Raw genomic sequence first — 13395 nt, 5'->3', positions numbered from 1 at the left:
TCACACCTTTCCCTAGCAAGCATTCCCGTACCGACTCAGTCGTCGTAGTGGACCCAGTACCTCGACACGGCGAAGTTCACCAGCGTGAACACCGCCACGATCAGCACCAGGATCCACGCCATCGCCGCCGCGTACCCCATCTTCATCTGACCGAACCCCTGCGTATACAGGTACAGCGTATAGAACAGCGTCGAATCCGACGGGCCGCCCGTGCCGCCCGACACGATGAACGCCTGCGTGAACGTCTGGAAACTGTTGATGATGCTCATCACCAGATTGAAGAACACGATCGGAGACAGCATCGGCAGCGTGATCGACACGAACTGCCGCCACCTGCCCGCACCATCCACCGAGGCCGCCTCGTACAGTTCGCGCGGGATCTGGCGCAGGCCCGCCAGGAAGATCACCATCGGGCTACCGAACTGCCAGATATGCAGCACGATCAGCGTCCAGTTCGCCGTCGCCGGATTCGCCACCCACGACTGCGTGAGCCCCAAACCGAACACGTTCATGAACCGGTTGAACAGACCGTCCGCACCGAACACCATCTTCCACAACACCGCGATAGCAACCGAACCGCCCATCATCGAAGGCAGATAGAACGCCGAACGGTAGAACGTGAGCCCCCGCATGCCACGGTCCAGGACCACCGCCAGGGCGAGCGCGGCCAGCAGCTGGAGCGGGACCGAGACGATCACGTACGTGAACGTGACCTGCAGGGAATGCAGATACCTGGTGTCCTTCATCAGGTTCGCGAAATTCTGCACCCCGATGAACCTCGGGCTCGTGAGCATGTTGTACTTCGTGAACGACAGATACACCGACACGATCATCGGCAACAGCGACAGGCACACCGCGCCCAGAATCCACGGGGCAAGGAACGCGTACGCGGGCCTGTTGTCCGTATACGAATCATGCTTCCCCCGGTTCTTCACCAACGACGCAAACTCAGCAGCATAACTCATGCCACCACACCTCCTAGCAGTACGGGCGGCGCTCCGTTGATCGCCGTCTTCTCGCCTTCGACGTCCCCGTTTCCGCGCGAGAACACCGATCTCCCAAATCGATCGATACGTATCGACTTAGCCACTGAACATCCGACTGTCATTGCAGAGCTCAAACATCGAGCCTTCAACGATAATCGTCAGTGCCTTACGATTCCTTGGCGACCGCTCGTCCTGCACCACCACTGGTACAGCGCGGATCAGTCGCACGAGTCAATCTTCCGATCACCCGAGACCAGAGGATCTCCTCTTCGGTTTCGCCCTATTCAACTGTCCTTTCAGTTTAGGTCGATACGAATCAATTCGATTCGTATTTATAAAATACCATGAGACTCCACTGCGACACGCCGATGTCTGTGCACAGGTCTGGAAACCGTCCGGCCGCACCACCACCCTGTCCGCCGCGGATCACCGACCGGAATGTGCCGCCGCCCCTATGGAGTACATGCATACACTCACACTGAGTCCACTCTCCATGGCGCAGCACATACAACCAACAGGCCGCCGACCCATACATCCATACGCAAACTCTGCAAGTCATCTCCTCAGGGGCCAGGCATACCAGTACGTTACGTTCGACTGAGCACGTTGCTGCCATCGCCTCCCCCATGAGCAACATCATTCGACGAATTCCCGCAGAGGAGCACACAGCCGCACACTCCTCTTCCCCCTCCACACACAGCAGAGAGCCGTGCTGCATGCGATGCCGCACGGCTCTTACCGCCAAAACCTTATCTGCACCGATAGCGAATGCCGGCGCAATTACGGTACGGAACCGCACTCCACGACCGACCACAAACCAACTGGCACCGCCACGATCACGAATCAGCTCCACAAACGTGCGCTATCTGTCATCGTGGGGTACATTTGCTCGATTGCAACGAGCTTTCTGCGTTCGTGGGGTATCTCGAGGATGGGACACGTCGCACGAAGGTAGCCTTCCATGTCCGAGATTGGCTGAACGAAGCCATTCTTCACTATCGACGAAGTGCTCCATGACCGTTATACGCCTGTCAAAGTACCCCAGGAACGCAGATAGCACTCCGCATACGCCGAATTGCACCCCCAGACGCAAGATAGTCGTGCTGAGGTCGAGCACATGGGCAACAAGCCAGCGGAACCAATGCGACGCAAACGCCCCGCACCCTTCGCTATTCGCGCGGTCTGCCCAGTGCCGGCACGAACTGCACGCCGGGAAGGTCCGCGAAGATGGAGCCGGAGACCACGAGTTTGGACGGCCGGATGCCGGAACCGATGTACAGCTTGGGAATGGCGAGGATGTGCTGGTCGACCAGAATCGGCCAGCCTGTCGGCAGGCCTATGGGAGACATACCTCCCGATTCCATGCCGGTGGCTTCCACGGCCGCGGCAATGGGTGCGAAGCTAACCTTGGATACCTCGAGCGTGTGCTTGACCACGCCGTTGAGATCGGCGCGGGTGTCCGCAGTGACCAGCGCCGCGGCGAATTCCGGCGGCGCCTTGCGGGTCTTGTGCGTATGCACCACGACCACGTTGCCGGTGGAGCCGAACGGAATGCCGTACCTAGGGCACCACAGATCCGTGTCCGACTCCTCGTCGGAGTTGATGGTGACGCCGAAAATCTTGCTTTCCGGCACGCCCGAGGCAACCAATCCCCTCAACGCCTCGAACACCGGCGGTGCCAGCAGATCGCCATCGTGCCAATCGAGAATCTCCAACGCCATTCGCCTTCCCCCTTGTGTTCAAGTCCCCTTGCCGGGAACTTGGGTTCAGCGTACCGCCGTTGCACCCGGGCAACGCCGCCCGTCCTATAGGCGTTGATTATGGCGTCCTATCGCAACGCTGATCGCGTAAAAACACCGATCGCGCAAATCAGGCAGATCCTGCAACGCAGGCCGAATCGGGATCCGCCGCGATGGATTTCCCCATTCCGGGGTGCAGCACCCCGCAGTGCAGTCCCTCCCACGTGGGGAGCCCAAACCAGTCGGCAAACCACGTGCGAATATGCGAAAGCCCGGTGCGCATGGGCGATCATGCACACCGGGCCTGAGACAACGCCATATCGCTATGACGGCGCTTCTCGCTTGTTTTCTCGCTTATTCCTCGTCCGGATCGTAGTCCACGCCGGTCTCGGCGCGCTGCTCGTCCGTGATCGGAGCCGGGGCGCCGGTCAGCGGATCGCGGCCGCCGCCGGCCTTCGGGAAGGCGATGACGTCGCGGATGGTATCCGCGCCGGCAAGGATCGACACGGTGCGATCCCAGCCGAGGGCGATGCCCGCGTGCGGCGGGGCGCCGTACTTGAACGCGTCGAGCAGGAAGCCGAACTTTTCCTTGGCCTCCTCCGGGGAGATGCCGAGAACGTTGAGCACACGGTCCTGAATGTCGTCGCGGTGGATACGCACCGAACCGCCGCCCATCTCCTCGCCGTTGCAGACGATGTCGTAGGAGTCGGACATGGCGTGCTCCGGGTCCTTGTCGAACTTGTCGATCCAGTCCGCGGACGGCATGGTGAACGGGTGATGCATGGACGTCCACTTGGAGTGGCCCACGGCCACGTCGTCGTCGTCCGGATCGTCGGTCGGCTTGAACAGCGGGAAGTCCACGACCCACGTGAAGGCGAACTTCTTCGGGTCGAGCAGCCCCTCGCGGCGGGCGAGCTCGACGCGCACCGCGCCGAGCAGCAGCTGGGCGGATTCACGGCGACCGGCGGCGAAGAACACCGCGTCGCCCGGTTCGGCGCCCACGGCTTCGCGCAGGCCGGCGCGCTCTTCTTCGGACAGGTTCTTGGCGACGGGCCCCTTGAGCTCGCCGTCCTCGGCGAAGACCACGTACGCGAGGCCCTTGGCGCCGCGCTGCTTGGCCCACTCCTGCCAGGCGTCGAACTGACGGCGAGGCGTGGCGGCACCGCCCTTGAACAGGACGGCGCCCACGTACGGGGCCTGGAACACGCGGAACGGCGTGTTCTTGAAGTAGTCGGTGAGCTCCACCAGCGGGTTGCCGAAGCGCAGATCCGGCTTGTCGGAGCCGTACTTGTCCATGGCGTCCTGCCAGGAGATGCGCGCGATCGGCAGCTTGACTTCGTAGCCGGCGGTCTTCCAGATGGCGGCGATGACCTTCTCGGCCATGGCCATCACGTCCTCCTGATCCACGAACGCCATCTCCATGTCCAGCTGGGTGAACTCGGGCTGGCGGTCGGCACGGAAGTCCTCGTCGCGGTAGCAGCGGGCGAGCTGGTAGTAGCGCTCCACGCCGGAGACCATGAGGAGCTGCTTGAGCAGCTGCGGAGACTGCGGCAGTGCGTACCAAGAGCCCGGCACCAGACGGGCCGGCACCAGGAAGTCGCGGGCGCCTTCCGGGGTGGACTTGATGAACGTCGGGGTCTCCACCTCGGTGAAGTTCATCTCCTCGAGCGCGTGGCGGGCGGCCTTGGTCATGTCGGAGCGCAGCTTGAGGTTGCGCTGCATGGACGGGCGGCGCAGGTCGAGGTAGCGGTACTTGAGGCGCACGTCCTCGCCGGGCAGCTTGTTCTCGGACTCGTTCTCGAGGGCGGTGGACACCTGGAACGGCAGGGCGTCGGCCTTGGCGAGCACGGTGATGGACTCGGCGACGACCTCGATCTTGCCGGTGGCCAGATGGGTGTTCTCGTTGCCGTCCGGGCGCAGGCGGACATCTCCGGTCACCTGGATCACGTATTCGCTGCGCAGCGGGCGGGCCATCTCCTCGTCGTAGATGACGACCTGCACCAGGCCGGTGTTGTCGCGAAGGTCGATGAAGGCGACGCCGCCGTGATCGCGGCGACGGTCCACCCAACCAGCGAGCGTGACCTTCTGACCGACGAGCGCCTCCGTCACGTCGGTCGCATGATGTGTGCGATAAGCCGTCTGGCCCATGTTTTCCCTACTCCTTGTATGTCGATCCCGTGGAATTCCAAGCCCTGAAGTCACTCGACGACCACGGTCTGCCGGGCAACCACAGTATCCGGCTCCCAAGACCGTGCGTCGGCCGGCGTCTGGTCGCCGGAAACGATGTCCTTCACCTCGTCGCCGGCCCCGTCCTGACCGGGGAACCACACGTACGGAATGCCCAGCTTGTCCGCGTACTTGATCTGCTTGCCGAGCTTGGCGGCGGTGGGCGCCACGTCCGCGGCGATGCCGCGCTCGCGCAGTGCGGAGGCGATGCGGTTGGATGCGGCACGCTCGTCCTCGTTCCACACGGCCACCATTACGACGGCCGGGGAAACGCGGTTCGCGTGGGCGCCCGCGGTGTGCAGCATGTAGCTCACCAGTCGGGACAGGCCGATGGACAGGCCCACGCCCGGGTACTTGCGGTTGCCTTGGGAGGCGAGGTTGTCGTAACGGCCGCCGGAGCAGATGGAGCCGAGCGAGGCGGCGCCGTCGAGGAACGTCTCGTACACGGAGCCGGTGTAGTAGTCCAGTCCGCGGGCGATCTTGAGGTCCGCGATCACCGCGCCCGGACGGATGCGCGCAGCCTCGTCCACGATCATGGCGAGCGTGTCCAGCCCCTGACGGGCCAGCGCGTACGACTCGTCCGAGCCGTCGGTCGCGATGCCGTGCGCAGCGCACAGGGCGTCGAACTTCTCCTTGAGCTCGTTGCCGTCCGCCGCGGTCAGCTCGGCGAGTTCCAGACACGCCTTGGCCTGCGCCTCGCTGGCGCCGCAGCCTTCGACGAGCAGCTTGGAGACCTCGTCCGCGCCGATCTTGTCCAGCTTGTCGATCTCGCGCAGCACGCCTTCGATGTCCGTTAGGCCCAGACCGCGGTAGAAGCCCTCGGACAGCTTGCGGTTGTTGGCGTGCACGGTCGCCTTGGGCAGGCCGAACGCGCGCAGGCGCTCCAGCGCGGAGACCATGACGAGCGGCAACTCCACCTCGTAGTGCTCCGGCAGCTCGCCGTTGCCCACCACGTCGATGTCCGCCTGGACAAACTCGCGGAAGCGGCCCTCCTGCGGGCGCTCGCCGCGCCACACCTTCTGGATCTGCCAACGCTTGAACGGGAACGCCAGATCGCCCGAATGCTCCACCACGTACCGGCTCAGCGGCACCGTGAGGTCGAAGTGCAGGCCGAGACGCTCCTCCACCGGGGTGTCGTTCTCCTGCCCCACCTCCTGCAGACGGCTCAGCAGGTAGATCTCCTTGCTGGTCTCGCCCTTCTTGAGCAGGCTCGAGCCCTGCTCCACGGCACGCGTTTCGATGCCGACGAAGCCGTTGAGCTCGAACACGCTGCGCAACGTGTCGATCACACGCTGCTCCACGACACGCTCCGAGGGGAGCCACTCCGGAAATCCTGATAAAGATGCACCTTTAGCCACGAGTCTTTATAATAGGTGAAGTTGCGACAAAACAATCCGTTGCGCCGCAATGCGACACCACCCCACAAGCTTGCAAGGAGCTGACATGGCCGACGAAACCGTGACCGAACCCAACAACACCACTGAACCCGACGTGCAGGCGGAGGCGACCGCCGCCCCGGAACCGGCCACCGCAGCCCCCGAACCGCAGAGCGCGGAACCTCAGAACGCGGAGGCGAGCCCCGCCGCGCCGAAGCCGGCCGCCCCCAAGCCCGCGCCCATCCCGAAGCCGCACGCCCCCTCCCCAGCCGCGTTCGCGCACAAGGGCACCAAGCCGGGCGTCAAGCCCGCCCCCGTGGCCGCCGCGGCCTCCTATTCCGAGGCCGACGTGAAGGCCGCCGAGGCGTTCGGCCGCGTGGACGACAACGGCACCGTGTTCGTCAAGGACGGCGAAGCCGAGCGCGAGGTCGGCCAGTTCCCGGACGCCTCCAAGGAGGAGGCGCTCACCCTGTACGCCCGCCGCTATCTGGAGCTCAAGGCCAAGCTGGACGTGCTGGAGAACCGCCTGAAGGCCGCGAACATCAAGCCGCGCGAGATCGACGAAGCCTTGAAGACCCTCGGTCAGGAAGTGGCCGAGCCGCCGGTCGTGGGCGACATCGCCGCCCTGAAGGCGCAGTTCGAGGCCCTCAAGGCCGAGGGCGCCGCCAAGAAGGCCGCCATCTCCGAGGCCCGCAAGGCCGCCGTCGCCAAGGCGCTGGCCGAGCGCACGAAGATCGTGGAGAAGGCCGAATCCCTCGCTTCCTCGCTGGACGAGCGCACCAACTGGCGTTCCACCGCGGACAAGTTCCGCGCCCTGTTCGACCAGTGGCAGCAGCACCAGCGCACCACCGTCCGCATCGACCGCGCCGACGCGGACGCCCTGTGGAAGCGTTTCTCCGCCGCCCGCACCACCTTCAATCAGGGCCGTCGCAAGTGGGCCCAGGAGCGCGACCTCGAACAGTCGCAGGCGAAGAGCGTCAAGGAGGCCATCATCAAGGAGGCGGAGGAGCTCAAGGACTCCACCGCATGGGGCGAGACCTCCCGCAAGTTCAACGATCTCATGGACCGTTGGAAGAAGGCCGGCCGCGCCGGTCACAACGAGGACGACGCCCTGTGGGCCCGTTTCCGCGAGGCGGCGGACACGTTCTTCAACGCCCGTCAGGCCGACCGCGACCAGATCAACACCTCCGAGCGCGAGAACCTCGCCAAGAAGGAGGAGTTGCTGGTCAAGGCCGAGGCGCTCCTGCCGGTGAAGACCGAGGCGGAGGCCAAGAAGGCCCGCGAGGCGCTGGGTGAGATTCAGGACGAGTGGGATCAGATCGGCTACGTGCCGCGCGACGCCGTGCACCGCATCGAAAGCCGCCTGGACGCGGTGGACAAGCAGATCAAGGCCGTGGAGGACGCCGCCTGGAAGAAGTCCGACCCGGAGGCCGACGCCCGCAAGTCCAGCTTCGAGGAGCAGCTCAACGCGCAGCTCGCCGAGCTGTCCGAGAAGATCGCCGCCGAGACCGATCCGAAGAAGAAGGCCGCGCTCGAGGCGGAGAAGGCCACCAAGGAGCAGTGGCTCAACGCCATTCAGTGAGAGGTCGGTACACGTGGCATCCGTTATACGGGTGAGATTCCGGCCGCGGGACGCAGCGCGCACGCTCGTGCATAGCGATGCTACGTCCCGTGGCCGGATCGGCACGGGTCACTGACATGGATTGAGCGAATCCATTGCCGCAGCAGGCCGACGGTCTGCGAGCGGCAGTGGATTCTCTTTTTATGCACGGCATACGCACACGGCATGCAAACGATATTTGCCAGCGTGTTTTCCGCGCTTACTCCTCATACGTCGACTGCCCCGAATGAAGCGACCAATCACGCAATGGCTGTGCTCAACCTGCACGCGGCACGCCACAGACCGAGCAGATCCATTGCCCTGCAGCCCAATCTGCCATGCAAGGCATTGGATTCACTCACGGACAGACGGATGACGACCGGACGGCCCGCCTCCCCCGGCAAACCTTCGGGGGTATTTTCTTCCCGATCGCTGAAAGACCAAGGTCCGAAACATCAATACTTCCGAAAGTTTGCCACAACACCATGTTGTCCGGACAAACTTCCGAGGGCATTCCACGGTCGAACCCCGTCATTCCAACGCCCGGGCGAAAAATCCCCCGGAAAGTTTGTCATTCCAAGGCCGCTCAGCGCATCTGACGCAGGCGGGGCTCGGCGGAATCCTTGGACCCGGTCAGGCGGTACACGTCGAACACGGCGTCGATCTTGCGCACGGCCGCCAGCAGCGTGTTGAGATGCTGCGGATCGGCCATCTCGAACGTGAACTGGCTGGTGGCCACGCGGTCCCGGCCGGTGGCGATGGACCCGGAGATGATGTTCACGCCGTGGTCCGACAGCACACGCGTCACGTCGGAGAGCAGGTGCGGACGGTCGAGCGCCTCCACCTGGATCTTGACCATGAACGTGCCCTTGGTGTTCGTCCATGCCACGTCCACCACGCGCTCGGGATGGTGCTTCTGGAGGTCCACCATGTTCTGGCAGTCGGTGCGGTGCACGGACACGCCCTGATTGCGCGTGATGAAGCCGATGATCGAGTCGCCCGGCACCGGCGTGCAGCAGCGGGCCAGCTTGACCCACACGTCGCCCACGCCCTTGACGGAGATGCCCAGCGAGCTCGTGGTGGTCTTCTTGCGCTCCACCTCCTTGAGCGGCAGCACCTCCTGCTCCACCTCGGCGTCCACCTCGTCCGCGCCGGCGTCCTTGACCAGACGGGAGATGACGTTCTGCGTGGAGATCTGCCCGTCGCCGATCGCCGCGAACACGGCATCGGCGTTGGCGAAGTTCAGCTCGTCCGCCACGCCCACCAGCGCCTCGGGAGTGAGCAGGGCGGCGATCGGCAGACCGCGCTTGCGCATGGCGCGCGTCAGCTCGTCGCGGCCCTCGTCGATGGCCTCCGAACGGCGCTCCTTGCTGAACCACTGGCGGATCTTGTTGCGGGCCTTGGGGCTCTTCACGAAGCTCAGCCAGTCGCGCGACGGGCCGGCCGTGTCCGACTTGGAGGTCAGCACCTCCACCGTGTCGCCGTTCTCCAGTTTGGTGTCCAGCGGGACCAGACGGCCGTTGACGCGCGCGCCCATGGTGCGGTGGCCCACCTCGGTGTGCACCGCGTAGGCGAAGTCGATGGGGGTTGCGGCCGCGGGCAGGGAGATGATCTTGCCCTTCGGCGTGAAGACATACACCTCCGCCGCGCCGAGATCCTCCTTGAGGGAACCGAGGAATTCGTTGGAGTCCGGCGTTTCGCTCGTCCAGTCGGCAAGCTGCTGGATCCACTTGAGGTTGTCCGCCTCGGAAAGCTCCTGATTCTCGCCGCTCTCGCGCTTGCGGTCGGCGCTGTCCGGGGAACTCAGCGCGCGGCCGGCCTGCCCGTTCTCCTTGTACTTCCAGTGCGCGGCGATGCCGAATTCGGCGCGCCGGTGCATGTCCCACGTGCGGATCTGGATCTCCACGGGCTTGCCGCCGGGGCCCACCACCGTGGTGTGCAGGCTCTGGTACATGTTGAGCTTCGGCATGGCGATGTAGTCCTTGAAGCGTCCCGGCACGGGGCTCCACCGCGCATGCACCGCGCCCAGCGCGGCGTAGCAGTCCTGAATGGTGTCGACGATGATGCGCACGCCGACCAGATCGTAGATGTTCTCGAAATCGTGGCCGCGCACGATCATCTTCTGATAGATGGAGAAGTAGTCCTTCGGCCGGCCCGTCACGTAGCCCTTGATGCCCTGCTCGTCGAGATCCTCGTTGATCTCAGCCAGAATCTGCTTGAGGTACACGTCGCGCTGGCCGGCGCGGCGGGCCACGAGCACCACGATCTCGTTGTAGATCTTCGGGTAGAGGACCTTGAAGCTCAGTTCCTCCAGCTCGGTCTTGATGGCGTTCATGCCGAGGCGGTTGGCGAGCGGCGCGTACACGTCCAGCGTTTCGCGCGCCTTCTTCTGCGCGTTGGACGCCTTGACGTAGCGCCACGTGCGCGCGTTGTGCACGCGGTCCGCGAGCTTGACCACGAGCACGCGCACGTCCCGGCTCATGGCCACGACCATCTTGCGGATCGTCTCGGCCTGCGCGGAATCGCCGTATTCCATCTTGCTCAGCTTGGTCACGCCGTCCACGAGCCCGGCCACCGTGTCGCCGAACTCGTCGCGGCATTCCTCGAGCGTGTAGTCGGTGTCCTCCACCGTGTCGTGCAGCAGGCCGGCCGCCACCACGAGCGGACCCATGCCCAGATCCGCGAGGATCTGCGCCACGGCCAGCGGATGGATGATGTACGGTTCGCCGGACTTGCGCCGCTGCACGGCGTGCTGGCGGACCGCCCGGGCGTAGGCGCGCTTGAGGATGCTCAGATCCTTGTCCGGATGGTGGGATTCGCACACCTGCCAGATGGGCAGCAGGGGGTTGAGCGGGTCGGCGCTGATCTCGCAGCCCAACGTGCGCGCGGAGAAGTCCTCGGTCGCCATGTCCTCGTCCGTCTTGTTGCCAGACATCGATCGATCCTCCCTCGTGCCGCTCATAGTCTTACCATCCTAACGCCTTCCCCGTGCCGCGCCCCGCCGTCAGCGGCGGAACGGGCGGATTCGCCGGGTTTCAGGAGGCGACGCCCGTCGATCCGAACCCGCGTTCCGCACGGTCCGACCCGGGCAGCTGCCGGGCCTCGACGAACCGGGCCTCCACGTACCGCTGGATGACCAGCTGCGCGATGCGATCGCCCTTGCGGAAGACCGCCGTATGCTCCGGATCCAGATTGATGAGCGGCACCTTGACCTCGCCGCGATAGCCGGCGTCGATGGTTCCAGGCGCGTTGAGCACGGTGACGCCCTGCTTGGCGGCGAGCCCGCTGCGCGGATGAACCAGCGCGACGTAGCCGGCCGGCAGCGCGATGGCGATGCCCGTGGGCACGAGGGCGCGCTGGAACGGCTTCAATTCGAAGTCCTCGGCGGTCTTCAGGTCCGCGCCCGCATCGCCGGCATGGGCGTAGTGCAGGTCCGGCGTCACGTCGTCGCGCAGCGCCTTGACCAGCACCTCGGTGTTTTCCGGCTCGTTGTAGGTCTCGTCGAAGGCCATGTCAGGCAGCGCACTCCTCGCACACCGGCTGGCCGTCCTCGGTGGTGTAGGCCAGCTGGCTGCGGTGCTTGACCAGATAGCACTCCGAGCAGATGAACTCGTCGCCCTGCATCGGGATGACGGTCACGGACGCGTCCTCGTTGCTCAGATCCGCGCCGGGCAGCTCGTAATCCTCGGCGATGGCGTTCTCGTCATCGTCGATGTCGCTGGACGAATTCTGCGCGGACTTCCCCAGCTCCTGCAGCGACTCCTCGTCTTCGTCCTTGTTGCGCGGCGAATCGTAATCCTGAGCCATCGTTTTCCTTCCTCTTGCCAACGGATACGGCTTGCACTGCGCCATAGGATACACGATGAAGAGGCGTTCCGCGTGTCAACTCGCGCACCGGCGAAACGACGGACGGGGGCGATGCTCGGTACATGGCCGGAAATGCCCGTGAAATGATCGTAAAATACGTGATGATGCGGCACAATGGAGACACGGAAACAATGCGAAGGATAGGTGCGCGATATGCCTGACGATCAGCTGAGGGAAGCCCGGTTCGACCATGTCAACGAACGGGGCGATCTGGTGTTCGAGGCGATGAGCCGGCATTTCACCGTTCGCGTGACCGACGCCTTGGAACGCGGCATCCTGGAAGCCCGTCAGGTGCGTGCGGAGCTCGAGGGGACGCCGCAGCCCCAGGCCGCCGCCGCATTGCCCATCTCGCAGATCCAGTCGCTCATCCGCTCCGGCTCCTCCGTCCAGCAGGTGGCCGGCCAGTTCAACGTGTCCGAGGCGCTGGTACGCCGGTTCGCGGCCCCCGTGGAGACGGAGAAGAAGTACGCGATCGACCAGTTCCTGTCCATGGGCGCCGGACGGGCCGCGCGCGGGCAGCAGTCCAACGCGGACATCATCGCCGAGGCGCTGCAGACCTCGCGCATCGGCATGGACGCACTCACGTGGAAGGCCACGCGGCGCGGGCACGAGCCGTGGCGCATCGAGGCCACGTTCGAATCCTCCAACCGGACGCTGCGGGCCGACTGGTCCTGGAACATGCGGGACAATACGGTCGTCTCGCTCAACAGCATCGCCAAGCGCCTGCTCGGGGAAACGGTGACGCCAGTACCGGGTCTCATGGACGATCGCACGGGAGCCGGATCCGGTGCGACGGGCAAGGCGATGGACGGCAGGCCCGTTTCGTTCTGGACCGATGCCGCGACGGCGACGGTCACACCGGAACCTGCCACGGCCGCCGGCGCGTACGCGGGGAATGCCGGGACTGCCGGGGCTACCGGGACCGCTGGGACCGACCGGAACGGAACGGATGCCTATGCCTACGCGCAGACGGCAAGCGCGGCGGGGACGGGCGCGCAGAGTGCGGCCGATGCGTCCGGTGCGACGGCAATCGGTTCGGACGCCGGAACGGCGAGCGCAGGGCCGGCGGAGACCGGATCAGTGAACGCAACGGCCGGTGCCGATACGGTGCGTGACGGCACTGCACGGAATACCACCGTGCAGAACGGCACCGTGCGCAATGGCGTTGCGTCAGGCGATTCCGCGCAAAGCGGCGGCGCAACCGGCAACGGAACCGTCTCCGTGACCCCAAGCAACGACGCGCCGAACGCCGGAACCGCGAATGCCGCAACCCCGGCGAACGCTGCGGCATCGTCGCCTCGCAAGGCGGGCGGTTCGGCCGGCAATCCGATGACCGCATGGCTGTACGGCGGCTCGCGGAAGGCGAAGGACGAACGCACGAGCGAACCGGGAACCTCGGGAGCCGGTGCCGGCAGTGCCGATCGGGCGGCTTCCGCGACGGCTCAGCCCCAGATCGGAGACAAGGGCGATTCCGGCACACAGCAGCCGAAGCGCAAGTCCACGCGCTCGGCCGTCCCCAGCTGGGACGAAATCCTCTTCGGCGAGTGATGCGACGCACGGACTGGTCGGGCCAACCGGTCTGATCGGTCTGATCGAGCCAG

At 65.0% G+C, this 13395-nt stretch carries 9 protein-coding genes; 2 read left to right on the top strand and 7 right to left on the bottom strand.

What is annotated here, in order from left to right; genetic code table 11:
* Positions 1 to 35: 35 nt before the first annotated feature.
* The 4 genes from AC1AZA_RS03440 to hisS all read right to left on the bottom strand — a co-directional run bounded on the left by AC1AZA_RS03440 (position 36) and on the right by hisS (position 6309).
* A complete protein-coding gene (locus AC1AZA_RS03440) occupies positions 36 to 965 on the bottom strand; it encodes a carbohydrate ABC transporter permease (RefSeq protein ID WP_476513342.1) in 930 nt (309 codons plus the stop codon).
* 1190 nt (positions 966 to 2155) lie between these two features.
* The gene (locus AC1AZA_RS03435) at positions 2156 to 2707 is read right to left on the bottom strand and encodes a YbaK/EbsC family protein (protein ID WP_476513341.1); all 552 of its coding nucleotides are present in this window, start codon (positions 2705 to 2707) and stop codon (positions 2156 to 2158) included.
* A 372-nt stretch (positions 2708 to 3079) separates the two neighbouring features.
* On the bottom strand, positions 3080 to 4873 hold the full coding sequence (gene aspS / locus AC1AZA_RS03430) for an aspartate--tRNA ligase (RefSeq protein ID WP_476513340.1): 1794 nt from the start codon (positions 4871 to 4873) through the stop codon (positions 3080 to 3082).
* Positions 4874 to 4923: 50 nt separating this feature from the next.
* Positions 4924 to 6309, bottom strand: coding sequence for a histidine--tRNA ligase (gene hisS / locus AC1AZA_RS03425; RefSeq protein WP_476513339.1), 1386 nt, complete (start codon positions 6307 to 6309; stop codon positions 4924 to 4926).
* 85 nt (positions 6310 to 6394) lie between these two features.
* On the opposite strand from hisS, the gene AC1AZA_RS03420 reads away from it, so the two are divergent.
* On the top strand, positions 6395 to 7909 hold the full coding sequence (locus AC1AZA_RS03420) for a DUF349 domain-containing protein (RefSeq protein WP_476513338.1): 1515 nt from the start codon (positions 6395 to 6397) through the stop codon (positions 7907 to 7909).
* A 604-nt stretch (positions 7910 to 8513) separates the two neighbouring features.
* Here the strand turns inward: AC1AZA_RS03420 and AC1AZA_RS03415 are convergent.
* The 3 genes from AC1AZA_RS03415 to AC1AZA_RS03405 all read right to left on the bottom strand — a co-directional run bounded on the left by AC1AZA_RS03415 (position 8514) and on the right by AC1AZA_RS03405 (position 11734).
* Positions 8514 to 10835: a RelA/SpoT family protein gene (locus tag AC1AZA_RS03415; protein WP_476513494.1), complete on the bottom strand. Its 2322-nt coding sequence runs from the start codon at positions 10833 to 10835 to the stop codon at positions 8514 to 8516.
* Between the two features lie 127 nt (positions 10836 to 10962).
* Positions 10963 to 11439, bottom strand: a complete 477-nt coding sequence (gene dut, locus AC1AZA_RS03410; RefSeq protein ID WP_476513337.1) for a dUTP diphosphatase — start codon at positions 11437 to 11439, stop codon at positions 10963 to 10965.
* Between the two features lies 1 nt (position 11440).
* The gene (locus AC1AZA_RS03405; RefSeq protein ID WP_476513336.1) at positions 11441 to 11734 is read right to left on the bottom strand and encodes a DUF4193 domain-containing protein; all 294 of its coding nucleotides are present in this window, start codon (positions 11732 to 11734) and stop codon (positions 11441 to 11443) included.
* Between the two features lie 213 nt (positions 11735 to 11947).
* Between AC1AZA_RS03405 and sepH the strand changes: the two genes are divergently transcribed.
* On the top strand, positions 11948 to 13342 hold the full coding sequence (sepH, locus tag AC1AZA_RS03400) for a septation protein SepH (RefSeq protein WP_476513335.1): 1395 nt from the start codon (positions 11948 to 11950) through the stop codon (positions 13340 to 13342).
* Positions 13343 to 13395 lie beyond the last annotated feature (53 nt).

The sequence above is a fragment of the Bifidobacterium sp. LH_389 genome (genome assembly GCF_056357235.1).
Note: the sequence above shows the minus strand (reverse complement) of the source record. Positions and strands in the feature narration are given on the sequence as shown.